General features: G+C 67.9%; 23 protein-coding genes. 11 read left to right on the top strand and 12 right to left on the bottom strand.

All coding sequences use genetic code 11. The features are described 5' to 3' along the window. Positions 1–147 precede the first annotated feature (147 nt). Positions 148–810: a metallophosphoesterase family protein gene (locus BLW75_RS18485; protein ID WP_034313301.1), complete on the top strand. Its 663-nt coding sequence runs from the start codon at positions 148–150 to the stop codon at positions 808–810. Continuing rightward, entirely contained in the window at positions 807–1,652 is an 846-nt protein-coding gene (locus tag BLW75_RS18490; RefSeq protein WP_034313303.1) for a ParB N-terminal domain-containing protein, read from the top strand. Before BLW75_RS18485 ends, BLW75_RS18490 begins: the two co-directional genes overlap by 4 nt. A 60-nt stretch (positions 1,653–1,712) precedes the next feature. On the opposite strand, the gene BLW75_RS18495 is transcribed toward BLW75_RS18490, so the two are convergent. After that, the gene (locus tag BLW75_RS18495) at positions 1,713–3,230 is read right to left on the bottom strand and encodes an MFS transporter (protein WP_034313305.1); all 1,518 of its coding nucleotides are present in this window, start codon (positions 3,228–3,230) and stop codon (positions 1,713–1,715) included. Between the two features lie 122 nt (positions 3,231–3,352). Here BLW75_RS18495 and BLW75_RS18500 point away from each other — a divergent pair, with 122 nt between their 5' ends. Then, the gene (locus tag BLW75_RS18500; protein WP_034313309.1) at positions 3,353–4,030 is read left to right on the top strand and encodes a TetR/AcrR family transcriptional regulator; all 678 of its coding nucleotides are present in this window, start codon (positions 3,353–3,355) and stop codon (positions 4,028–4,030) included. A gap of 92 nt (positions 4,031–4,122) precedes the next feature. Here the strand turns inward: BLW75_RS18500 and BLW75_RS18505 are convergent, their stop codons facing one another. Continuing rightward, entirely contained in the window at positions 4,123–5,046 is a 924-nt protein-coding gene (locus BLW75_RS18505) for a hypothetical protein (protein ID WP_034313311.1), read from the bottom strand. A gap of 199 nt (positions 5,047–5,245) precedes the next feature. Here BLW75_RS18505 and BLW75_RS18510 point away from each other — a divergent pair, with 199 nt between their 5' ends. Next, the gene (locus BLW75_RS18510; protein WP_034313416.1) at positions 5,246–5,446 is read left to right on the top strand and encodes a PspC domain-containing protein; all 201 of its coding nucleotides are present in this window, start codon (positions 5,246–5,248) and stop codon (positions 5,444–5,446) included. 3 nt (positions 5,447–5,449) lie between these two features. Here BLW75_RS18510 and BLW75_RS18515 read toward each other — a convergent pair whose 3' ends face one another. The 7 genes from BLW75_RS18515 to BLW75_RS18545 all read right to left on the bottom strand — a co-directional run bounded on the left by BLW75_RS18515 (position 5,450) and on the right by BLW75_RS18545 (position 12,790). After that, entirely contained in the window at positions 5,450–6,211 is a 762-nt protein-coding gene (locus tag BLW75_RS18515) for an NPP1 family protein (protein ID WP_034313313.1), read from the bottom strand. Between the two features lie 181 nt (positions 6,212–6,392). Next, positions 6,393–7,571, bottom strand: coding sequence for an ABC transporter ATP-binding protein (locus BLW75_RS18520; RefSeq protein ID WP_034313315.1), 1,179 nt, complete (start codon positions 7,569–7,571; stop codon positions 6,393–6,395). A 3-nt stretch (positions 7,572–7,574) separates the two neighbouring features. Further along, on the bottom strand, positions 7,575–8,417 hold the full coding sequence (locus BLW75_RS18525; protein ID WP_034313318.1) for a carbohydrate ABC transporter permease: 843 nt from the start codon (positions 8,415–8,417) through the stop codon (positions 7,575–7,577). Further along, positions 8,417–9,367, bottom strand: a complete 951-nt coding sequence (locus BLW75_RS18530) for a carbohydrate ABC transporter permease (RefSeq protein ID WP_034313322.1) — start codon at positions 9,365–9,367, stop codon at positions 8,417–8,419. The genes BLW75_RS18525 and BLW75_RS18530 overlap by 1 nt, the downstream gene beginning before the upstream one ends. After that, on the bottom strand, positions 9,364–10,686 hold the full coding sequence (locus tag BLW75_RS18535; RefSeq protein WP_034313325.1) for an ABC transporter substrate-binding protein: 1,323 nt from the start codon (positions 10,684–10,686) through the stop codon (positions 9,364–9,366). The genes BLW75_RS18530 and BLW75_RS18535 overlap by 4 nt, the downstream gene beginning before the upstream one ends. A 245-nt stretch (positions 10,687–10,931) precedes the next feature. After that, the gene (locus tag BLW75_RS18540) at positions 10,932–11,447 is read right to left on the bottom strand and encodes a YflT domain-containing protein (RefSeq protein ID WP_016331463.1); all 516 of its coding nucleotides are present in this window, start codon (positions 11,445–11,447) and stop codon (positions 10,932–10,934) included. Positions 11,448–11,593: 146 nt separating this feature from the next. Beyond that, positions 11,594–12,790, bottom strand: a complete 1,197-nt coding sequence (locus tag BLW75_RS18545; protein ID WP_034313327.1) for an acyl-CoA dehydrogenase family protein — start codon at positions 12,788–12,790, stop codon at positions 11,594–11,596. Between the two features lie 204 nt (positions 12,791–12,994). Here BLW75_RS18545 and BLW75_RS18550 point away from each other — a divergent pair, with 204 nt between their 5' ends. After that, on the top strand, positions 12,995–13,369 hold the full coding sequence (locus tag BLW75_RS18550) for a DUF4190 domain-containing protein (protein WP_034313330.1): 375 nt from the start codon (positions 12,995–12,997) through the stop codon (positions 13,367–13,369). A gap of 49 nt (positions 13,370–13,418) precedes the next feature. Further along, the gene (locus BLW75_RS18555; protein ID WP_034313332.1) at positions 13,419–14,060 is read left to right on the top strand and encodes a DUF4190 domain-containing protein; all 642 of its coding nucleotides are present in this window, start codon (positions 13,419–13,421) and stop codon (positions 14,058–14,060) included. Here BLW75_RS18555 and BLW75_RS18560 read toward each other — a convergent pair. Then, entirely contained in the window at positions 14,029–14,880 is an 852-nt protein-coding gene (locus BLW75_RS18560) for a slipin family protein (RefSeq protein ID WP_034313335.1), read from the bottom strand. The genes BLW75_RS18555 and BLW75_RS18560 overlap by 32 nt on opposite strands. An 88-nt stretch (positions 14,881–14,968) precedes the next feature. Here BLW75_RS18560 and BLW75_RS18565 point away from each other — a divergent pair, with 88 nt between their 5' ends. From BLW75_RS18565 to BLW75_RS18580, 4 genes are all read left to right on the top strand, one after another. Then, a complete protein-coding gene (locus BLW75_RS18565) occupies positions 14,969–15,880 on the top strand; it encodes an aminoglycoside phosphotransferase family protein (protein WP_034313338.1) in 912 nt (303 codons plus the stop codon). Between the two features lie 44 nt (positions 15,881–15,924). After that, a complete protein-coding gene (locus tag BLW75_RS18570; RefSeq protein ID WP_034313340.1) occupies positions 15,925–17,223 on the top strand; it encodes a magnesium transporter MgtE N-terminal domain-containing protein in 1,299 nt (432 codons plus the stop codon). Next, positions 17,216–17,725 (top strand): DUF1003 domain-containing protein, encoded by a 510-nt coding sequence (locus tag BLW75_RS18575; protein ID WP_034313343.1) that lies wholly within the window; start codon positions 17,216–17,218, stop codon positions 17,723–17,725. Before BLW75_RS18570 ends, BLW75_RS18575 begins: the two co-directional genes overlap by 8 nt. Positions 17,726–17,839: 114 nt before the next feature. Continuing rightward, positions 17,840–18,985, top strand: coding sequence for an Mrp/NBP35 family ATP-binding protein (locus tag BLW75_RS18580; protein ID WP_034313345.1), 1,146 nt, complete (start codon positions 17,840–17,842; stop codon positions 18,983–18,985). A gap of 75 nt (positions 18,986–19,060) precedes the next feature. On the opposite strand, the gene tatB is transcribed toward BLW75_RS18580, so the two are convergent. Then, a complete protein-coding gene (gene tatB / locus BLW75_RS18585; protein ID WP_034313348.1) occupies positions 19,061–19,480 on the bottom strand; it encodes a Sec-independent protein translocase protein TatB in 420 nt (139 codons plus the stop codon). 55 nt (positions 19,481–19,535) lie between these two features. Then, positions 19,536–21,077, bottom strand: a complete 1,542-nt coding sequence (locus BLW75_RS18590; protein WP_034313351.1) for a S1C family serine protease — start codon at positions 21,075–21,077, stop codon at positions 19,536–19,538. Positions 21,078–21,238: 161 nt separating this feature from the next. On the opposite strand from BLW75_RS18590, the gene BLW75_RS18595 reads away from it, so the two are divergent. Further along, positions 21,239–21,892: an LppU/SCO3897 family protein gene (locus tag BLW75_RS18595; RefSeq protein ID WP_034313354.1), complete on the top strand. Its 654-nt coding sequence runs from the start codon at positions 21,239–21,241 to the stop codon at positions 21,890–21,892. Positions 21,893–21,901 lie beyond the last annotated feature (9 nt).

The raw sequence follows: 21,901 nt of genomic DNA on the forward strand, positions 1-21,901 counted from the left end.
TCCCCATGCCAAGGATCCTGACCAACCTCAAGTTCTGGGCGCTGGCGTTCTGCGTCGTCTGGCTCGGCATCGTGATCGCGATCATCGCCAAGGACCCCGCGTTCGCGCACGGCCCGCAGTAGGCCGTCCGGCATTACGCTGGAGCACATGAAGGCGCTGGTCGTCGCGGACGAGGTCGAAGAGCGGTTGTGGACGTCCGCCGTCCACCGGCTGCCTGCCGACCTCGGCCTTGTCGTCGGTGCCGGCGACCTGCCGTACGACTACCTCGAGTTCCTGGCGAGCGCGCTCGACGTGCCGTGCGTCTTCGTCCCCGGCAACCACGACCCCGACCTGTCCGGTTACACGCGCTACGGCGGACTGTCCATGAAGGACGGTTTCCCCGCCGTGTGGCCCGGGCCGGCGGGCGGGGTGAACGCGGACGGCCGCGTCGTCGACGTCGGCGGGCTCCGGTTCGCCGGGCTCGGCGGTTCGGTGCGCTACAACGACGGCCCGAACCAGTGGACGCAACGCCAGCAGGCGCGGCGTGCCCGGCGGCTGGTGCGCCGGGCCCGGCTCCGCCGATGGCGAGAGGGGCGGGACGGCGGGGAAGTTGATGTACTGCTCACGCACGCGCCGCCGCGGCATTGCGGCGACCGCGAGGATCCGCCGCACCGCGGGTTCGACTGTCTCCATCGCACGATCGAGTTGTTGCGCCCGAAGTGGTTGCTGCACGGGCATATCCACCCGCACGGTGAACCCGTGCCGGACCGGGTGATCGGCGGGACCACGGTCCGCAATGTGGTCGGGCACCGGATCATGGAGTTCTCATGAAGGACACGGGCTTTCCCCGCGCGGACGCGGAGCACGACTTCCTCCGCGCGCGACGGCGTCAAGTGCTGTCCCGGCTGGCGAACTGGCTGCGCCGCGAGCCGGACGACGTCAACATCATGCTGCCGTTCCACGAGGTGGTCGACGCGCTCGGCTATCTCGGCGAACGGAAGATCGGGGCGCGGGTGATCCGGCTCGATTCGATCGTCGGCAGCGTCGACCGCGGCCGCGACTTCGACCGCCGCTTCCGCCCGACGTCCGGGCGGGTTCGCGAACGCTGGGAACGGCTGGCGCTCGCCACCCGGCGCGGCGAGTCGATCCCGCCGATCGAGGTGTACCGCGTCGGCGAGCTGCATTTCATCATCGACGGGCACCATCGCGTTTCGGTGGCGCACGCGATGCGACTGTCCACAATAGAGGCGATGGTCACCGAGGTGCGGACCAAACTGGACCCGAGCGGGATCCGGTACCGCGGCGACCTGATCGTGAAGGACTACCGGCGGCTGTTCCTGGAACGCGTCCCGCTATCGGGGCAGTCGCGGGCTTCGGTGGTGTTCACGGACCCGTGGGACTACGCGCGGCTCGGTGAGCACGTAGAGGCGTGGGGTTTCCGGCTGATGCAGGACGAAGGCACGTACTCGGACCGCGCGACGCTGGCGCAGCGGTGGTTCGACGAGGAATTCGTGCCTGTGGTGGCGATGCTGCGGCAGGCGGACCTGATCGGCTCGCGGACGGACGCCGAGGCGTATCTGTGGGTGGCTTGCGAACGGTACCGGCTGATCCGGACGCACCGGTGGGACGACGAGGTCTTCGAGGCCGTGCGGTCACAGTCGCGGCCCACCTAGGTACGTGAAGGCCCCCTTCATGTACCTAGGCGCACTGAAGGGGGCCTTCACGTACTTGGACTACATGTGCACGGCGACCGGAGCCTCAGCGCCCTCCGGCGCCTTCGCCGGGGCACCCGACCGCAGCAGCAGACCGCAGATCACCGCACCGATGACGAAGATCCATCCGCCCCACACGAAAGCGGTCGTGTAACTGTGCACAGCCGCTTCGGCCGCCAGCTGCGGCGAAGGCGCCTTCCCGGCCAGGAACGACGTCGCCGCGTTACCGGCCAGCGTGCTCAGCAGCGCGGTCCCGATCGAGCCGCCGACCTGCTGCGCGGTGTTGACCGCCGCCGACGCGACACCGGCGTCGTGCGTGTCGACGCCGAAGGTCGCGACGCTCATCGCGGGCGCCATGGCGAGGCCGATGCCGGCTCCCATGATCATCAGCGGGAACAGCACCCCGCCGGCGTAGGTGCTGGTGGTGTCGATGGCCGAGAGCCAGAACAGCCCCGCGCCGGCGATCAGCATACCCAGTGACACCAACGGTTTCGCGCCGAACTTCGGCAGCAGGATCGCTGTCGCGGACGTCGCGCTCGCCATCAGGGTGGCCACCATCGGCAGGAACGCGACACCGCTCTGCACGGGCGTGAACTGGAGGTTCAGCTGGATGTAGAAGGTGAGGAACAGGAAGATCGAGAACATCCCGATGGCGAGCAGGAACATCGCGAGGTACGAGCCGCCGCGGTCGCGGTCGAGCAGCACCCGCAGCGGCAGCAGCGGATGCGAAACCCGCTGCTGGATCACGACGAAAGCGGCCAGCAGCACGACACCGGCGGCGAGGAAACCCCAGACCGAAACCGAGGACCACGAGTCGCGCTCGGCGTTCGCGAAGCCGTAGACCAGCGCGAAGAGACCGGCCGACGCGGTGATCGTGCCCGGGATGTCGAGCTTCGGGCGCGGGCCGTCGGTCTCGGAGTTCTTCAGCAGCACGGCCGAACCGGCGAACGCGATCACCGCGAAGATGATGTTGACGTACATCGACCAGCGCCAGTCGAGGTACTCGGTCAGCACGCCGCCGAGCAGCAGGCCGATCGCCGCGCCGCCACCACCGATCGCGCCGAAGACACCGAACGCCTTACCGCGTTCCTTCGGGTCGGTGAAGGTCGTGGTCAGCAGCGAAAGGGCGGCCGGGGCGAGAAGCGCGCCGAAGACACCCTGCGCGGCGCGGGCGACGAGCAGCATTTCGATACTGGTGGCGGCGCCGCCGATCGCGGACACGATGGCGAAGCCCGCGAGCCCGACGAGGAAGGCGCGTTTGCGGCCGAAGAGGTCCGCGAGCCGCCCGCCCAGCAGGAGCAGGCTGCCGAACGCGAGCGCGTAGGCGGTGACGACCCACTGGCGGGCGTCGTTCGAGAAGCCGAGGTCCTGCTGCGCCGACGGGAGCGCGATGTTCACGACGGTGGCGTCGAGGACGACCATCAGCTGGGCGAGGCCGATCATCACCAGGATCAGCCATCTCCTGGCGTGGTGCGGGTTGGCGTGCTGCACGGCCGCGTCCCCCGGCGGCGCGGCGACAGCGGTGGATGAGTCAGACATACGGGCGGTTTCCTCACCGATAGTGACCAAGAAGCTATGTGGAGTAGGTATCTCCCCTTTCCGCGCCCAAGGTACACAAGAAGTGGAGAAGTGTCCTCTACTTCATTTGTTAAGCTGGACGAATGGCTCGGGAACTCGCTCCCGCCGCACCGGCGCGGCCGTTGCGGCGCGACGCTGAACTCAATCGGCAGCGCATCATCGCGGCGGCGCACACCGTCTTCGGCGAGCGCGGGCTCGAAGCGACTCTCGACGACGTCGCGCATCACGCCGGCGTCGGCGTCGGCACCGTCTATCGCCGCTTCCCGAGCAAGGAACACCTGGTCGAGGCCATGTTCGTCGACCAGTTCGAGACGATCCGCGAGTTCGCCGAAGAAGCACTTCGCGCCGAAGATCCCTGGGAGGGATTCGCGGGCTTCACCTGGCGCGCGGCCGAGCTGCACGCCGGTGACCGCGGGTTACGCGAAGTCATGCTGTCGAACGTCTTCGGCCAGGAGCGCGTCGCCGAGGCGAAATCCCGCATGGTGCCGTTGATCACACAGCTCGTCGAGCGGGCTCAGACGGCGGGTGTCCTCCGCGCCGACTTCGTGCCGACGGACATACCGCTTCTGCACCAGATGATCGGCTCCGTCATCGAGTTCACGCACGGTATCCAGCCGGAGCTGTGGCGCCGGTGCCTCGCGATGCTGCTGGACGGCCTGCGCGCCGAACCCGGCCGCGCCACCGCGCTGCCGCATCCGCCCCTGGACGTCGAGGCGCTCGACGAGGCGATGTGCTCCTTCCGCCTGCCCAGGCTTCGCTAGCCCCACGCAACTAGTCACCTACTTGCGGCGTCGACGGACGTCCTGGAGCACCCGACGGCCGCAAGTAGGTGACGAATTGCGTGGGGAGGGCGTCAGGGGAGCTTCGGGAACACGGCGACGGCGACTTCTCGGGCCGCCGCGCAGGTGGCCTCCTCGGGCGCGCCGTCGACACCCACCACCGAAAGCATCGCCTGCTCGACCCGGTCCGGGGTGCCCGGAATCGGCCGGTGCGTGGTCACCTGGCAGAACGCGCCGGACGTGGTGACCTGGACCTGCCGCCCACCCAGCGCCTCCGTCGCACCCGGCGTGGTGTCCGCGCCCACCGACAGCGCGAAACTGACCTTGCCGCGGATGCAGCTGTGCCCGGACAGCGCCGGGGCCGGTTTGGTCTCCGGGCCGGCGGCGTCGTCGAGCTCGTGCTGGTCGAGCGGCGCGCACGGGGCGACCCGGCCCCACGAACGCTGGTCGAGGTTCAGCCGCCCGACCTTGCGCGCGCCGATCACCCCGGCCGCGCCGTCGACCGTCGCGTCGGCGATCCGGCAGCGGTCGGCCTGATCCGCGGGCGCGGTGTCGTCGGAGGTCACCGCGATGGACAGCCTAATCCCGTCGGCGAAGGTGAGCAGCCGGGTGCAGGCGGTGTCCTCGTTGAACGTCGACCGCTGGACGCTGACACCTTCCGGCAACGGACCGGCGTATTCGTACGGCTGATTGTTCGGATCCTGGCCGGAAGTGATCGGGCCGGTGGTCACGGTGTAGCGATTGGCGCCCTCGACGAATTCGAGGCGGCAGAACTCGAAAGAGGTCAACGGCGGTTTGACCGCGTTTCCCCCGCCGATCACTTTCCGCTGGTCGACAAGGCTGCAGTAATCCAGCGACGAATATTCGCCGAGTGCCTCGGAAGCGGTCAGGGCCTCCTCACCCGCCGTGGCCGACGGCGCCACCGCCGGTTCCGGGGTGGAACAGGCCGCGGCGAGGAACAGGCCGCAGAGTGCTGCGCTGAGTCTCTTCGAGGGCACCGGAGCAGTATCGTCAAAAGATCGCGGAACACCAGCCCCTACGGGCGAAGAACACAGGGTCCGCCACGTTTTCCCAGGTGACTGCCTTACCGCGATTTCACGCCCCTAGGGGTGCGTTTCGTTCCGCGGTGGGATGCGGCGGGGCCGTCACGAGACGAGAATGGGTTTCACACACCGTGACGACCGAGAGGGAAGTACCGTGACGAACCCCGTAGCCGCCCGCCTGACCCGACCGCGCCAGGGCCGCATGATCGGCGGCGTCTGCGCCGGTCTCGCCAAACGCTTCGGCACCACGCCGGGCAAGGTCCGCCTGCTCGCCGTGCTGTCCTGCCTGCTGCCCGGCCCGCAGTTCATCGTCTACCTCGTGCTCTGGCTCGCCCTGCCCGAGAGCGAGTACTGATCCTCAGGCCTGGGGATCGAAGGGGATGCCCGCCGGTTTGGCCTTCCCCAGGTTGTATTCGAAGGAGCCGTCCTTGATCGCCAGGCTCGCGCTGCCGAAATCGGCGCGGACGAGCGTGTCACGGATTCCGGGCGGGAACCCGTCCCAGCTGACGAGGTCCGGATACTGCCAGGCGTTGTAGTGGTTCTCCGGCGGTTCGGTCGCGCTCGCGATGCGGAAGCAGTGGGTGCTCGCGCCGTCCTTGTGATAGACGATCTTCGGATGGGTCCCCTCCCAGGAGACCTTGGAGCGGTCGTAAGTGGAGTAGTTGCCGTGCGCTGACGTCGAGACGTACCGGGCCTGGCCCTCGTTGACCCAGACGACGACGTGTTCGATGTCGTGCCGGTGCCCGCAGCAGTCGACGAGCGGGACGGCCTGGTCCTTTTCGAAGTACAGGTCGTAGAGGTGCGCGCACCAGCCGTTGTTGCACTTCGACCGTGCGTAGGAATTGGTGTTGTCGAGGTCCGACCGGTCGCGGCACTGACCGTTGAGGGCTCCGGAGTTCTTGAGCCCGGTGGCGATCGCGCCGGTCGGTGAGATCGCGGGCGTCGGGTAGCAGCCGTCGGTGTCGTAGTCGAACGCGGGCTGCCACGTGCGGTCGGCCTCGGTCGCGTTCGAGGGCAAGGCCTGCGGTGGTTCGGCCCAGGCGACGGCCGGCGCGAGCGTGGTGATGAGGACCGCGCCGACCAGGCCCTGCAGGAGACGGCGTGTCAGCTTCTTCGGCAAGGCAGGCGCCCTTCTCTAGGTACCGATGCGGGGCCGAGGATCCCCGATCGCCCCGTGAGGCGTACACCGCCGAAGGTGGGGAATTCACGATGTCCGAAGTGGACAAGGCGTAACTCGCGTGAAGGCCCCCTTCCCTCGGCTGAGCCGAGGGAAGGGGGCCTTCACGCGCTACAGAAGCGAGCTAGTCGGTGTAGGTCAGGTTCTTGCCGCTGGCCCCGTCGAACAGCTTGATCTTGTCCGCGTCGAACCACAGCTCGACGTCCTGGTTCTCCGCCGCCGACGAGGCCGCCGAGAGGCGGGCCACGATCTGTGACTCGGAGCCTGGGACGTCCGAGGAACCGCTGTCGGCGGCCAGATCCGCGAGGTCGGACGACGACGCGGCCTCCCCCTCGACCGAGAAGTGCGCGAACTTCTCGGACCCCATCGACTCGAGGACGTCGACATGGGCGGTGAACGTCGCGCCCTGACGGGCGGCGGCGTCCACCAGCGCGGCGTCCTCGAAATGCTCCGGCCGGATGCCGACGATGACCTCACGCGGCGCATCGGCGGCTTCGACCAGCCGCCGCACCCGATCGGTGAGCGGGATGTCGCCCAGCGCGCTGCGGGCCGTCCCGTTCTCCAGCGTCGCGGGCACGAAGTTCATCGACGGGCTGCCGATGAATCCGGCCACGAACAGGTTCGCCGGGTTGTCGTAGAGGAACTGCGGCGATCCGATCTGCTGCACGTAGCCAGCCCGCAGCACGACGACCCGGTCGCCGAGGGTCATCGCCTCGGTCTGGTCGTGCGTGACGTAGAGCGTCGTCGTGCCGAGCTGTTTCTGGATCTTCGACACCGACGTCCGCATCTGGCCCCGGAGTTTCGCGTCCAGATTGGACAGTGGTTCGTCCATCAGGAACGCCTTGGGGTTGCGGACGATCGCGCGCCCCATCGCGACGCGCTGCCGCTGACCACCGGAGAGGTTCGCCGGTTTGCGGTCCAGGTGCCCGGTCAGGTCGAGGATCTTCGCGGCTTCTTCGACCTTGGCCCGTACGGTCTTGTCGTCGACCTTGGCCAGCCGTAGCGGGAACGCCATGTTCTCCCGCACGCTCATGTGCGGGTACAGCGCGTAGGACTGGAACACCATCGCGATGTCGCGGTCCTTGGGCGCCTTCTCGTTGACACGCTGGCCGTCGATGCGCAGTTCACCGGAGGAGATGTCCTCCAGTCCCGCGACCATGTTCAGGGTCGTGGACTTTCCGCAGCCGGACGGGCCGACCAGGATGATGAACTCACCGTCGGCGATCGTGATGTCCACTTCGGACACCGCGAGGGCGCCGTCGGGGTACTTCTTGGACACTTTTTCGAGAACGATTTCAGCCATGGGTCAGCCCTTCACCGCACCGGACGTCAGCCCCGCCACGATGCGACGCTGGAAGAACAACACGAACAGGATGATCGGGACGGTGATCACCACGGCGGCCGCGGAGATCGTCCCGGTCGGGTCTTCGAACTGCGATGACCCGGTGAAGAACGACAGCGCCGCCGGGACCGTGCGCGAGGCCTCGGTCGAGGTCAGCGAGATCGCGAACAGGAAGTCGTTCCAGCAGAAGATGAACACCAGGATCGCGGTGGTGAACACCCCCGGTGCCGCCAGGGGCGCGATCACCTTCCGGAACGCCTGCGCCGGGGTCGCGCCGTCCATCTTCGCCGCCTTTTCCAGTTCCCACGGGATCTCCCGGAAGAACGCGGACAGCGTGTAGATCGACAGCGGCAGCGCGAACGTGATGTAGGGCAGGATCAGCCCAGGCCAGGTGTCGAACAGGCCGAGCTCACGTTCGATGTTGAACAGCGGCGTCACCAGCGACACCTGCGGGAACATCGCGATCAGCAGCGACATCCCGACCAGCACCTGCTTGCCGGGGAAGTCCAGCCGCGCGATCGCGTACGCCGCCATCGTGCCGAGGACTACCGCGATCACCGTCGCGATGATCGCGATCCCGATCGAGTTCACCAGCGCCCTGATGAACTCCGTGGTCTCGAAGATGTCCGCGTAGTTCTGCCACGTCCATTCCGACGGGATGAAGTTCCCGTCGTCCAAGGTCTCCTTGGTCTTGAACGAAAGCGAGACCACCCAGAGCACCGGGAACAGCGCGAACACCAGCACGAGGATGTCGACGAGGCCCCACTTGAACTTGCGGCCGGGAGTGACCGCTCCACCGATCGCCATCAGCGCTTACCCCCGTTGTCGCTACCAGGCGCGGCCGTGCCGAACACCTTGATGAAGATGAACGCGATGATCGCCACCGTGATGAAGATCAGCACCGCCATCGTCGACCCGATCCCGAGGTTCAATCCCTTGACCAGGTTGTTGTAGGTCTGCATCGATACCGACGACGTATCCTGCGCGCCGTTGGTGAGCACGAAGATGTTGTCGAAGATGCGGAACGCGTCCAGGGTGCGGAACAGCAGCGCCACCAGGATCGCCGGCTTCATCACCGGCAGCATCACCTTCGTGAACCGCTGCCACGCCGTCGCGCCGTCCATCGCCGCGGCCTTCAGCAGGTCGTCCGGCACCAACGCCAGGCCGGCCATCAGCAGCAGCGCCATGAACGGCGTCGTCTTCCACACCTCGGCCAGCACGATGATCGCCAGCGAAGGCCAGTATTGGGTCAGCGGCGCGGTGTCCGGGAAGAACAGGTTGGCCAGATAACCCGTGTCCGGCGTCCAGGCGTAGTACCAGGAGAACGCCGCGACCACCGTCACGATGCCGTACGGGATCAGGGCGACCGTCCGCACGAGGCCCCGGCCGACGAGCGTCCGGTGCATGATCAGCGCCAGGCCCATGCCCAGCACGAACTCGATCACCACCGAAACGATGGTCAACCCCATCGTCGTCCCGAACGCCGTCCACCAGTAGCCGTTGGACAGCACCGCGATGTAGTTGTCGAGCCCGACGAACTCCTGCTGCGCCGGGAACCTGAGGTCGTAGCGCTGCAGGGAGAGCCAGATCGAGTAGATGATCGGGTACCCGGTCACCGCGATCATCACGATCGCCGCCGGGGCGCACAGCCACAGCCCGAGTCTGCGCTCGGCCTTCTTTCCTTCACTGAGCACGGGTTTCGTCTTCTTGCCCGGTTCGGCCGCGGTCGCCGAACCAGTGGTTTCCTGCACGGTCACGGGATCACCCCCTTCGACTGGAGCGCGTCGGCGAGTTCTTCCTTCAGCTTCTCCGCCGTCTTCTGCGGGTCGATGGCGGAAGGCGGGGAAAGCACCTTCGACAACACCGTCGAGGCGTTCTGGTAGGCCGGGGTCAGCGGGCGCACGGCGGCGTCCTTGAGGGCCTCCAGGATCGTTTCCCGCATCGGGTACTTCGTTTCCATGCTCGGGTTGTCGTCGCTCGCCGGCGCCGTCGCGTCGAGTGGCAGCGTGTCCGTGTAGAGCGATTCGATCGTCGGCGGGACGCCGTCCTTGAGCGCGGAGAACTTCTGGTTCTTCGCGCTGCGCAGGCACAGCGCGACCTCATAGGCCTCGGCCTTGTGCTTCGAGGTCGAGCTGACCGCCAGGTTGTAGCCACCGATCGTGGTCTTGGCGGGTTTGCCCGCCTCGAACTGCGGATAGGTGGTCCACTTGAAGTGCTTCAGCTCGTCCTTCTTCTCCTTGGCGTAGGAGGCGTAGACGAACGGCCAGTTCAACTCGAAGGCGGCGTTCCCGCGCTGGAAGGCCTGGCGGACCTCGTCCTCTTTGGAGTTGGTCAGCGACGGGTCGGTGATCCCGGCCGTGGTGACCTTCTTGAGCATCTCCAGCGCCTTGATCGCGCCCGCGTCCATCACGACCGACTTGCCGTCGTCGGAGAGGATCTTGCCGCCCGCCGACTCGACGAGCGTGTTGTAGATGACGACCAGGCCTTCGTACTGCGCGCCGGTGAACACGACGTTCGCCGGCTTACCCTGCGCCTTGAGCGCCTGGGCCTGCTGGATCATCTCGTCCCAGGTCTTCGGCGGTGCCGGGGTGAGCCGATCGTCGTACCAGAGCAGCTGGACGTTGGTGTTCTTGGTCGCCGCGTAGAGTTTTCCGTTCCAGGTGGCGGTTTCGAGCGGCCCCGGCAGGACGCCGGCGGTCGCCTCGGCCTTGGCTTCACCCGTCCATTCGTCGACCCAGCCCGCCTCGGCGAACTCCGAGACCCAGGTGACGTCCAGCCCGAGTACGTCGAGCGAATCGTCCCCGGCGGCCAGGCGCCGGACCATCTGTTCCCGCTGGCCGTCGGCCGGACGCGGGAGCTTGTTGTACACGACCTCGTATCGCCCGCCCGAGGCCTTGGTGCAATCGTCCACAACGGACTGGAAATTGTCTTCGGGCGCGTAGTAGACGTTGATCTTCAGCCCGGCATCCGAACCGCAACCCGCCAGCAAGCCGGCCGTCAGCGCCACCGCGCCGAGTAGCGAGCCGGTGCGGCCTGGTGAGCGGCCCCTCCGGCTCGCGCTCATCCTCTTCCCCATGAGGCCTCCTCACCCGCGCACGCCTGGGGAACGGCGGCACTAGGACGCGTTGAAGAAGCCCGCGCGCCAGCACCCCGACGTGCTAGTGCTCGGGCGGACACGCTGGAGTACGCGACCGCCCGACTGGTGTTGTGCAACCTATTCCGGGCGATCACCGCCCGCAAGCAGTATCGGTAACGATTCAGCGGACCGCACGACGAACAGGTGAACGAGTACCGCCGAATGTCCGTGGCTCGGACTCGGAGTCATCCGGTGGGACGGCCGCCCAACGCCAGCTGGGCGAGGAGCTCACGCCCCTGTTCGGCCGAACGCGGCTGGCAGAGGACGTCATACCGGCCGGCGACCAGCTGGCTCGCGGAGGAGAAGTCGCGGCGGGACATGCTGTAGCTGATCGCCGCGAAGACCGTCCACGCCAGGATGCCGAGCACGAGCCCGCCGATCATGGGCTGCCAGGCGAAACCCTGGTTGTTGAACATGCCCAGCAGCAACCCGATGATCAGGCCGAACCACGCGCCGGACACCGCGCCCGTGCCCAGCACCCGGCCCCAGCTCAGCCTGCCGACGACGCGCTCGACGAGCATCAGGTCGACGCCGACGATGGTCACGTCGGAGACCCCGAACTCCTTCTCCGCGAGGAAACCGACGGCTTGCTGGGCTTCGCCGTACGTCGCGTAGGAACCGATCGGCCAGCCGGTAGGCGGTGTCGGCAGCCTGGGCAGCCCGCCCGCGGCCCGGCCGCTTCCGCCAAAGGGAGCACTCACGTAATCACCTCTCGCCCGTCCTGGTCCATCTTCTCAAGGACGGGCGAAAGGCGCGAACGTGAGCTGAAGGACGCCTTCCTCGCGTAGGACGCGGTGAAGGGAGCTTTCACCGCATCCGATGCGGTGAAAGCGTCCTTCAGCACCCTTCAGGAGCGGGACTTGTACTCGCGGAGCAGGCCGCGGCTGATGATGGTCTTCTGGATCTCACTGGTGCCTTCGCCGATGAGCAGGAACGGCGCCTCGCGCATGAGGCGTTCGATCTCGTACTCCTTGGAGTAGCCGTAGCCGCCGTGGATGCGGAAGGAGTCCTGGGTGACCTCGGCGCAGTACTCGCTGGCGATCAGCTTCGCCATGCCCGCTTCGACGTCGTTGCGCTCGCCGGAGTCCTTGAGGCGGGCGGCGTTGACCATCATCAGGTGCGCGGCCTCGACCTTGGTGGCCATCTCGGCGAGTTTGAACGCGACCGCCTGGTGCTCGGCGATGGCCTTGCCGAAGGTCTTGCGCTGCTGGGCGTACTCGACGGCGAGCTCGAACGCGCGGATCGCGATACCGCAGGCGCGGGCGGCGACGTTGACGCGGCCGACCTCGACACCGTCCATCATGTACGCGAAGCCCTTGCCCGGCGCTTCGCCGAGGACCTTGTCCGCGCCGATCTTGTAGCCGTCGAACACGGCCTCGGTGGTGTCGACGCCCTTGTAGCCCATCTTGTCGATCTTGCCGGGGATGGTGAGGCCGGGAGCGACCTCGCCGAAGCCCTCGGGCTTCTCGACCAGGAACGTGGTCAGGTTCTGGTGGGCCTTCTCGGCGCCTTCGTCGGTCTTGACGAGCAGCGCGATCAGGTTGGAGCTGCCGCCGTTGGTCAGCCACATCTTCGAACCGTCGATGACGTAGCCGTCGTCGGTCTTGCGGGCGCGGGTCTTGATCGCGGCGACGTCGGAGCCGAGGTCGGGCTCGGACATCGAGAACGAGCCGCGGACCTCACCGGTCGCCATGCGCGGCAGGAAGTGCTGCTTCTGCTCCGGCGTCCCGTGTTGCTTGATCATGTGCGCGACGATGAAGTGCGTGTTGATCACACCGGAGACGCTCATCCAGCCGCGCGCGATCTCCTCGACCACGAGCGCGTAGGTCAGCAGTGATTCGCCGAGGCCGCCGTACTCCTCCGGGATGGTGAGCCCGAACAGGCCCATCTCCTTCATCCCCTCGACGATGTCGGTGGGGTAGGTGTCGGAATGCTCGAGCTCCTGCGCGCGCGGGATGACCTCCTTGTCCACGAACTGGCGGACCGTGGCCAGGATTTCGGACTGCACGTCGGTCAAGCCGGCGGTCTGGGCGAGGCGAGCCATCGCTGCTCCCTAAATTCGCGCGCGCCGGGCTCCCGGCGCTGGGTTACCGGTGAGTATGACGGCTGGCGAGAGACCCCGCTATGAGCGCAGTCACGCGTACGCCATCCGTGGCAAGGGCCATCGCTGTCCCCGTCGCGCTGAACATCGCCGCGAAACACGGGGCATTCCGGTAGCGATACGGTCCTCGTCTACGAGGGGACCCGCATGACGAATCCGCACGACCCGTACGGGCAGCAGCCGTCCGGGCAGTTCCAGCAGCCCTACGGTCTCCAGCCGTATCAGCCGCCGCCTCAGCAGTACTACGTCCAACAGACCTACGTGCGGCCGCCGGACCAGGGCATGGCGGTGGCGTCGCTGGTGTGTTCGCTGATCGGGCTGGTCATGTGCTTCCCTGCGATCCTGGGGATCATCTTCGGGCACATCGCGCTGTCGAAGGCCAAACGTGGCGAAGCGGGCGGCCAGGGCATGGCGCAGGCGGGGATGATCATCGGATACGTCGTCACCGCGCTTTGGCTGATCCCGGTCATCCTGTGGTTCGTTTTCGTGGTGCTCGCGATCGGAGCCGCGGGCGTCTCGTGACCCGTTCGGACGATACGGTGGTGTCCCGCACGAACCAGGGGGCAACCGGATGAGCAGTTCCGACTCGCAGGACACACCGTCGACGTCGTCCTACACCGACTCGAACACCTTCTCGGACCCGACTGTGGTGTCTTCGGCGCCCGAAACCGTGTCGGGCCCGCAGCCCTTTCAGCCGCCGGAGCCCTTCAGTCCGCCCCCGCCGTTCGAGCCGCCCGCTCCGTTCGAGCCGCCTTCGGCTTCCGCCCCGGATCCCGCTCCCGCTCCCGAGCCGGCTTCCGTTCCGGTTCCGGTCGAGACGTACGGGCAGGCCATCGACCCGCTGACCGCCGAGCCCGTGCCGCCGCCTTACGCGACTCCGGCCCCGCCGGTGTACACACCCGTGCCGTTGCCCGCCGCATACCCGCCGCCGCAGCCGTACAACCCCTACGCGGCGGCCGCTCCCCCGCGATCACAGGACAACGGGATGGCGATCGCCGGACTGGTGTGCTCGCTCATCGGGATCTGCTCCTGTGTGACGGTGATCGTCGGGCTGATCCTGGGGCACATCGGGCTGGCGAAGGCGAATCGCGGCGAGGCGGGCGGGCGTGGCATGGCGCTCGCGGCGGTGATCATCGCCTACGTCGTGATCGCGCTGTACGTCGGTTTCGGCGGCACGATGATCATTCTCGGGGTGAACGGCGAGCTTGAGTAGCGGCGTCGTCCGGTTCGCGCGGCGCCGGCGCCACCTGACCGTTGCCCTCTGAGACCTCCGGCTCCCGCTTCGGGGTGTTCGCGTCGAGGAAGCGCAAAAGCTCCACCGGGAACGGCAGGACCAGCGTCGAGTTCTTCTCCGCTGAGACCTGCACGACGGTCTCCAGCAGCCGCAGCTGCAACGCCGCCGGGGTGTCGGCCATGGTCGCGGCCGCCTGCGAAAGCTTGTGCGACGCCTGCAACTCGCCGTCGGCCGAGATGACCCGCGCCCGCCGTTCGCGTTCGGCTTCGGCCTGGCGCGACATCGAGCGTTTCATCGACTCCGGCAGCGCGACGTCCTTGATCTCTACGCGGTCGATGTGGATGCCCCAGTCCAAGGCCGGGCTGTCGATCATCAGCTCCAGGCCCTCGTTCAGCCGTTCGCGGTTCGACAGCAGGTCGTCCAGGTCGCTCTTGCCGATGATCGACCGCAGCGAGGTCTGCGCGACCTGGCCGACGGCCGAGCGGTAGTCCTGCACGTTGACCGCGGCCAGCACCGGGTCGATCACCTTGAAGTACACGACCGCGTCCACCCGCACGGTGACGTTGTCGCGGGTGATGCCGTCCTGCGCGGGGATCGGCATCGTGACGATCTGCATGTTGACCTTCTGCAGCCTGTCCGCGATCGGCACCAGCAGCGCGAGCCCCGGCTCCCGGATGGCGGGGCGCACCCGCCCGAACCGGAACACCAGGCCGCGTTCGTACTGTTTCACCACGCGAAGGCCGGTCGCGAGCCAAGCACCGCCCGCGACGGCGACCGCACTGAGAATCTCCACCACCATGGCTGCTCCCGGGGTTGTTCTCGCTGTTCACGGTACGCCCGGCGGGTCACGAGGGAAACACGGTGGACGGGCCTGCCAAGGTGGATCCGTGACCGGTTTCAAAATCCCGCCCAAGTTCCTCGACCGTGCCGCCGAACTCGGCCCCGGGGCCGCCGAGTGGCTCGACTCCCTCCCGTTCCTCGCCGAGAAGTACACCGCCAAGTGGCAACTCGACTACGACGGCGAGGCCATGCACGGCTTCGTCGGCGTCGCGCAGCCCGTGCGCCGCGCGGACGGCTCCCCCGCGATCCTCAAACTCGGTTGGCCGCACGAGGAATCCGACGACGAACCGCTCGCACTGTCCACTTGGGCCGGTCAGGGCGCGGTGCTGATGTACGACAACGTGCCCGAGGACGGCGTGCTGCTCCTGGAGCGGCTCGACGCGAGCCGGTCGCTCGAAACGGAGCCGATCCGAGAGGCCATCGAGACCGTCGGTGCCCTGGCACGGCGGCTGGCCGTCCCCGCTCCCGAAACGCTGCAGCGCTCCCTTCGCGAGGAAGCCGAGGAGCTGGTCACCGAACTCCCGGAGACCTGGAGCGAGCTGGGAGAACCGTTCGATCGCAAGTACATCGACGCCGCCGTGGAAATCTGCGTGAACCTCGGACCGGAGGCCGGTGAGCTGATGGTGAACGAGGACCTGCACTTCGAAAACGTCCTCGCCGGGGAACGCGAACCGTGGCTGGTGATCGACCCGAAGCCGCTTTCGGGTGACCTCGAGTTCGGCGCGATCTCGATCCTCTGGAACCGGGCGAACGAGTCCACAATGGACGAAAAGATCGCGTGGTTCACCGCGGCCGCCGGGGTGGACGCCGAGCGCACGCGGGCGTGGACGCTGGTCCGCGCGGTGCAGAACTGGACCTGGCTGTACGAAGACCTCGCCGAGGGCGCCTCGCCCGAAACCCTCGCCGAAGACCCGGCCTACGCCGCCGTCCCCGCGATCGCCGCCTGGGCATTGCGGTGATCACACGAATCGTCTCCGGCCCCGGGAGCGGATAACCTTCGGGCATGGCAGCCGTGAACAGGGTATTCGCAGCTCAGCTGGCCGGTTTGCCGGTTTTCGGCCCCGATGGTGAATCGATCGGCAAGGTACGGGACCTGGTGGCGGGCCTGCGCCTCGACCAGCAACCCCCGCGGATCCTGGGCATCGTGGTCGAACTGACGACGAGGCGCCGGGTGTTCGTGCCGATGTTGCGCGTGACGTCGATCGAGCCCAGCGCCGTCACGCTCGCGACCGGCTCGGTGAACATGCGGCGCTTCCACCAACGGCCCAACGAGGTGCTGGTGGTCGGGCAGCTGTTCGACGCGCACGCCACCCTCGCCGGTTCGGACACGCGGGTCACCGTCGTCGACGCCGGCATGGAACCGACGCGCACGCGGGACTGGGTGCTCGCGAAGCTCGCGATCCGGGAACGGTCGAGCAGGCTCGGCCTCGGCAGACGGCGTTCGGCGATGCAGGTGTTGCCGTGGGCGGAGGTGTCCGGGCTCGGGCTCACCGACCTGACCGGCCAGACCCAGGGCGCGGCGCAGTTACTGATGCTGTTCGACACCATGCGCGCGGCCGACGTCGCCGCCACGGTCCGCGACCTGCCGCTCAAACGACGGCACGAGGTCGCCGACGCGATGGACGACGAGCACCTCGCCGACGTCATCGAGGAGCTTCCCGAAGACGACCAGAAGGAACTGCTGTCCTACCTCCCCGAGGAACGCGCCGCCGACGTCCTCGAAGCGATGGACCCCGACGACGCCGCCGACCTGCTGGCCGAACTGGCCCCCGCCGAACAGAACCGATTCCTGGAGCTGATGGAACCCGAGGAGTCGGCGCCGGTGAAGCGGCTGCTGGAGTACTCCTCCGACACCGCGGGCGGGTTGATGACGCCCGAGCCGGTGGTGCTGACGCCGGACGCCACGGTCGCCGAGGCGCTCGCGCACATCCGGAACGCGGACCTCCCGGTGGCGCTGGCGAGCATGGTGTTCGTCTGCCGTCCGCCGACCGAGACGCCGACCGGGCGCTTCGTCGGCGTCGTCCACTTCCAGCGGCTGCTGCGCGAACCACCCGCGGAGATGGTGGCGAGCGCCATCGACTCCCAGTTGCCCGCGCTGCGGCCGAACGCCACCTTGTCCGAGGTCACGCGCTACTTCGCCGCCTACAACCTCACCTGCGGGCCGGTGGTGGACGCCGAAGACCACCTGCTCGGCGCGGTCACCGTCGACGACGTGCTCGACCACCTGCTCCCGGAGGACTGGCGCGAGACCGGGCTGCACGACATCACCGGCGAGATCACCGAGGAGACCGAACGTGCCTGAACTTTTGTCCGGGCGGCGGCTGGACCAGCCCCGCGGCCAGAGCCGGTTCAGGCTCAACATCGACCCCGATTCGTTCGGCCGGTTCACCGAACGGATCGCACGGTTCCTCGGCACCGGCAAGTACCTGTTCTGGCAGACGCTGATCGTGATCATCTGGATCGTGCTGAACCTGGTCGCGGTCTCGCTGCGGTGGGACCCGTACCCGTTCATCCTGCTGAACCTGGCGTTCTCGACGCAGGCCGCGTACGCCGCGCCGCTGATCCTGCTCGCGCAGAACCGGCAGGACGACCGCGACCGTGTCTCGCTGGAGGAGGACCGGAACCGCGCCGCGCAGACCAAGGCCGACACCGAGTACCTCGCGCGGGAGCTGGCGTCGCTGCGGATCGCGCTCGGTGAGGTCGCCACCCGGGACTTCCTGCGAGGCGAACTCGACCGGCTCCGTGAGGATCTCGACGCCAAGCCGCGCAAGGCCAAACCCGACCGCACCTCTACCGGTACTTGATTTTCGCGGCTGAGCCCCCGTTCTCGCTCCCAGAGCACCCTGCCGCTGTGCTCCTGGGGGCCTTCGGCCAGGCGGGTTCGCCCAGCTCCGCCTACCGGTACGTAACATGGTGGGGTGACCAGTACGCAGCAACTCCCCAGCGTCGACGATGTCCGCACCGCGCTGAAGGCCGTGTACGACCCGGAGATCAAGAAACCGATCACCGAACTCGGCATGGTCAAGGACGTGGAGGTCGGCTCGGACGGTGTGGTCACCGTCGGGATCTACCTGACGGTCGCCGGTTGCCCACTGAAGGCGACGCTGACCAACGACACCACCGAAGCCGTCAAGAAGCTCCCCGGCGTCAGCGACGTCCGGGTCGAGCTCGACGTGATGAGCGACGAGCAACGCACGGAGCTGCGGAAATCGCTGCGCGGTGACGCCGCGGAGCCGGTGATCCCGTTCGCGCAGCCGGGCTCGCTGACGCGCGTCTACTGCGTCGCGTCCGGCAAGGGCGGTGTCGGCAAGTCCTCGGTGACGGTGAACCTCGCGGCCGCGATGGCCGAGCGCGGGCTTTCCGTCGGTGTGGTGGACGCGGACATCTACGGGCACTCGGTGCCGCGGATGCTCGGCGCGCGGGAGAAGCCGACCAAGGTCGACACCATGATCATGCCGCCGCAGGCGCACGGCGTGAAGGTCATCTCGATCGGCATGTTCACCCCGGGCAATCAGCCCGTCGTGTGGCGCGGGCCGATGCTGCACCGCGCGCTGCAGCAGTTCCTCGCCGACGTGTTCTGGGGCGACCTCGACATCCTGCTGCTGGACCTGCCGCCGGGCACCGGTGACATCGCGATCTCGGTGGCGCAGCTGATCCCGAACGCGGAGATCCTGGTCGTCACCACCCCGCAGCAGGCGGCCGCCGAGGTGGCCGAGCGCGCGGGCGCCATCGCGCTCCAGACGCGGCAGCGCGTGGCCGGGGTCATCGAGAACATGTCGTGGCTGGAGACGCCCGACGGTCAGAAGATGGAGATCTTCGGCTCCGGTGGCGGGCAGTCCGTCGCCGACTCGCTGTCGAAGTCGGTCGGGTCGACCGTGCCACTGCTCGGACAGGTCCCGATGGACCCGCGCGTGGTCGCCCACGGTGACGCGGGGACGCCGATCGTGCTGGCCGAGCCGGACGCGCCGGCGTCGCTCGTGCTCAAGGAGGCGGCGAAGAAGCTGACCGTCCGGGCGCGCGGGCTGGCCGGGATGATGCTGAACGTCACTCCTGCGGGCCGCTGACCATACGCAATCAGTCCTCTGGATGCGATCCTTGCGCGTGCAAGTACCGCATCCAGAGGACTGATTGCGGGTTGGTCAGGTGGCGTCCGGATCGACCGGCGGGCGCTCCCCCGGCTTCAGCGGCTCGGGCTGCGAAGCCGTCGCCGGATAGCCGTTGGGCTTGGCAGCGCCGTTGGTCCCGTTCGCGCCATTGGTGCCGTTGATGTTGTTGATCCCCAGCGGATCCGAGTCACCGTCGAACAGGTGCTGGGTGACGACCCGCTTCGGGTCGAAGTTCCGCAGGCCCCTCAGGTCCTCCAGCGGCTTGCGCAGCTGATCGAACTCCGGGCCCATCTCCTCGCGCAGTTGCGTCTTGGCCCCGGTCGCGAAGTCGCGAACCTTGCGGACGCTCTTCGCCACCCACGACGCCGCTTCGGGCAGCCGTTCCGGACCGAGGATGAAAAGACCCGCGACGACGATGATGAGGATCTCTCCCCAGCCGACACTCTCGAACACCCGTGTGAACCTCCGCCTCGGCGTCTTCCCCGTTCAGGGTACCCGGCCGAACCCGCTAGTCCGAGGCCAGTTTCACGTCCACGACAAGAGAAGACCCATCGCGGACAAGGCGGACAGGGACGACTTCGCCGACTTCGCGGGCGCGGACCGCGACGAGCAGTTCCGCCGAGTCGCGCACGAGCCGTCCGCCGACCTCCGTGATGACGTCGCCTTCCTTGATCCCGGCGGCGGCCGCGGGGCCGCCAGGGGCGACGTTGCGGACCTGTGCGCCCATGGTGCTGGAGCCCGCGACGGTCGACGAAGCGTTGATGCCGATGTCGGGGTGGACGACCTTGCCGTCCTTGATCAGTGTTTTCGCGATTTTCACCGCGTAGTCACTGGGGATGGCGAACCCGATGCCGATGCTGCCGCCTTCGGCACTGGAGGAGCGGATCGCGGAGTTGATCCCGACCAGCGCGCCGGTCGCGTCGACGAGCGCGCCGCCCGAGTTGCCGTGGTTGATCGCGGCGTCGGTCTGGATGGCCTCGTAGATCACCGGCGCGCTGCCGCCGTCACCACCGGCGGTCACCGGGCGGTTGAGCGCGCTCACGATGCCCGCGGTGACCGAGTTCTGCAGCGCCAGCGGCGAGCCGACGGCGATCACGGAGTCGCCGACGGCGAGGTCGGAGGACTTCCCGACCTGCAGCGCGGTCAGGTTCTTGACGTCGACCTTGACCACGGCGAGGTCGGTCTTGGGGTCGGCGCCGACGACCTTCGCCTCGACGCGCTTGCCGTCGAAGAACACGGCGGTGACCTTGGTGGCCGCGTCGGCCGTCGCGGCGGAGATCACGTGTTCGTTCGTGAGCACGTAGCCCTGGGTGTCGATGACGACGCCGGAGCCCTGCTGACCGGCTTCGGCGCCGGGTTTGAACACTTCGAGCGAGACCACGGTGGGCGCCACCCGGTGGGCGATGTCCGCGATCGAGCCCGCCGGACGTTCCTTGGCCGCGTCGGCTTCGGAGATGCTGGCCTGTCCGGTCAGTTCGGTGCCGGTGTCGGCGAACCACCAGCCGATCAGCCCGCCGGCGGCGCCGATGACCAGCGCGACCGCGGCGAGCATCGCCAGTGCCTTCGTCTGCACACGCCGGCCGAAAAGGACCTCCGGAAGGCTCAGCAGCGCACCCTGCGGGCGCTTCGCGTCCTTCTCCTCGTCGGAGTCCTGCTGCACGGCGGGCCCGGCGAGCACCGCGCCGGACGACGGGTCACGCCAGGGATCCGAGGTCGTGGTCCAGAGCGGGTCTTCGGCGCCGTTCGCGGACGGTGCGGAGCCGTTGGTCCCGTGCGGGCGCTCCAGCACGACACCTTCTGCGCCCGGCGGGCGGCGGAAGGCCTCGGCGAGCGATTCCGGCGTTGGCGGCGCGAGGTTCAGGCCCGGCGCAGACTGCCCGTTGCCGCTCGGCTGGTACAGCTTGTCGAAGGCACCGTCGACGCCGTGCGGCCTGCCGAACGTGGCCGCCTGTGCCGGATCGACGGCGGGCCGGGCCAGCGGGCGCGGCGCCAGCCGATCCCGCGCCGGGTCACCAGGCTGCTGCGGATTCGCGTTCGGCTGCTCGGTCATCATTCCCCGGGGCTGAGATCAGGTTGGCCGGACGCGAGAGTACGCCAAGCCTTGTCCGGGATTCTGCCGTGACCACGGTGAAGTGCGCGTTGATTCCCCGAACCCGGCAAGAAATGTGACACTTGAGGCAACCATGTCTCACGTCTGGCAGTCTAACGGGCATGTCGGAGAACCCGGGGGCTCCCTTTCCGCCCCAGAACGCCCCTCACCAGCAATGGCCGCACCAGCAGTGGCCCCAGCACCAGGGCTGGCCGCAGCAGCCGCCCAAGAAGAAGGGTCTGTCCACCAAGGTGAAAGTGCTGCTGCTCGTCGCCGCGCTCGTCGTGGTCGGCGGCGGGATCGGCTTCATCTTCGTGATGAAGGCGGCCGTCGGACCGGAGAAGCAGGCCAAGGCGCTCACCGAGGGCGATTGCGTCGTGCTGACCGGCTCCGGCAAGGAAGCCGACGCGGTCAAGACGCCGTGCGATTCGCCGCAGGCGCCCTACGCGGTGAGCCTCACCGGGCTCGACAAGGGTGAGTGGGACTGCAAGGACGGTTTCTACAAGTACGCCGTCCCGAGGGGAGCGCGCGGGGACGGCGTCGCCCTGTGCCTGGCGATCAACGCCAAGGTCGGGTTGTGTTTCGACGACATCGAGACCAAGACACCGCCGCCGCTGAAGGACTGCGGCTCGGCACGGCTGAAGATCAGCGAGGTCTTCCCGCAGATGAGCGTGGTGAACAGCCCGTGTGCGGAGGGCACCGCGGAGGTCATCTCCTACGCCAGCTACGGGACCACGAAGTTCAAGAGCGCGACGATCTGTTTCGTCAAACCCTGACGAAGCGGA

The sequence above is a fragment of the Amycolatopsis lurida genome (assembly GCF_900105055.1).
Taxonomy (GTDB): domain Bacteria; phylum Actinomycetota; class Actinomycetes; order Mycobacteriales; family Pseudonocardiaceae; genus Amycolatopsis; species Amycolatopsis lurida.

Coding starts and splice junctions, on each gene's coding strand:
- BLW75_RS18535 (WP_034313325.1), bottom strand. CDS start 10,686: ATGGGGAAGAGGATGAGCGCGAGCCGGAGGGGCCGCTCACCAGGCCGC.
- BLW75_RS18500 (WP_034313309.1), top strand. CDS start 3,353: ATGGCTCGGGAACTCGCTCCCGCCGCACCGGCGCGGCCGTTGCGGCGC.
- BLW75_RS18555 (WP_034313332.1), top strand. CDS start 13,419: ATGAGCAGTTCCGACTCGCAGGACACACCGTCGACGTCGTCCTACACC.
- BLW75_RS18595 (WP_034313354.1), top strand. CDS start 21,239: ATGTCGGAGAACCCGGGGGCTCCCTTTCCGCCCCAGAACGCCCCTCAC.
- BLW75_RS18550 (WP_034313330.1), top strand. CDS start 12,995: ATGACGAATCCGCACGACCCGTACGGGCAGCAGCCGTCCGGGCAGTTC.
- BLW75_RS18520 (WP_034313315.1), bottom strand. CDS start 7,571: ATGGCTGAAATCGTTCTCGAAAAAGTGTCCAAGAAGTACCCCGACGGC.
- BLW75_RS18570 (WP_034313340.1), top strand. CDS start 15,925: ATGGCAGCCGTGAACAGGGTATTCGCAGCTCAGCTGGCCGGTTTGCCG.
- BLW75_RS18495 (WP_034313305.1), bottom strand. CDS start 3,230: ATGTCTGACTCATCCACCGCTGTCGCCGCGCCGCCGGGGGACGCGGCC.
- BLW75_RS18485 (WP_034313301.1), top strand. CDS start 148: ATGAAGGCGCTGGTCGTCGCGGACGAGGTCGAAGAGCGGTTGTGGACG.
- BLW75_RS18590 (WP_034313351.1), bottom strand. CDS start 21,077: ATGACCGAGCAGCCGAACGCGAATCCGCAGCAGCCTGGTGACCCGGCG.
- BLW75_RS18560 (WP_034313335.1), bottom strand. CDS start 14,880: ATGGTGGTGGAGATTCTCAGTGCGGTCGCCGTCGCGGGCGGTGCTTGG.
- BLW75_RS18525 (WP_034313318.1), bottom strand. CDS start 8,417: ATGGCGATCGGTGGAGCGGTCACTCCCGGCCGCAAGTTCAAGTGGGGC.
- BLW75_RS18490 (WP_034313303.1), top strand. CDS start 807: ATGAAGGACACGGGCTTTCCCCGCGCGGACGCGGAGCACGACTTCCTC.
- BLW75_RS18545 (WP_034313327.1), bottom strand. CDS start 12,790: ATGGCTCGCCTCGCCCAGACCGCCGGCTTGACCGACGTGCAGTCCGAA.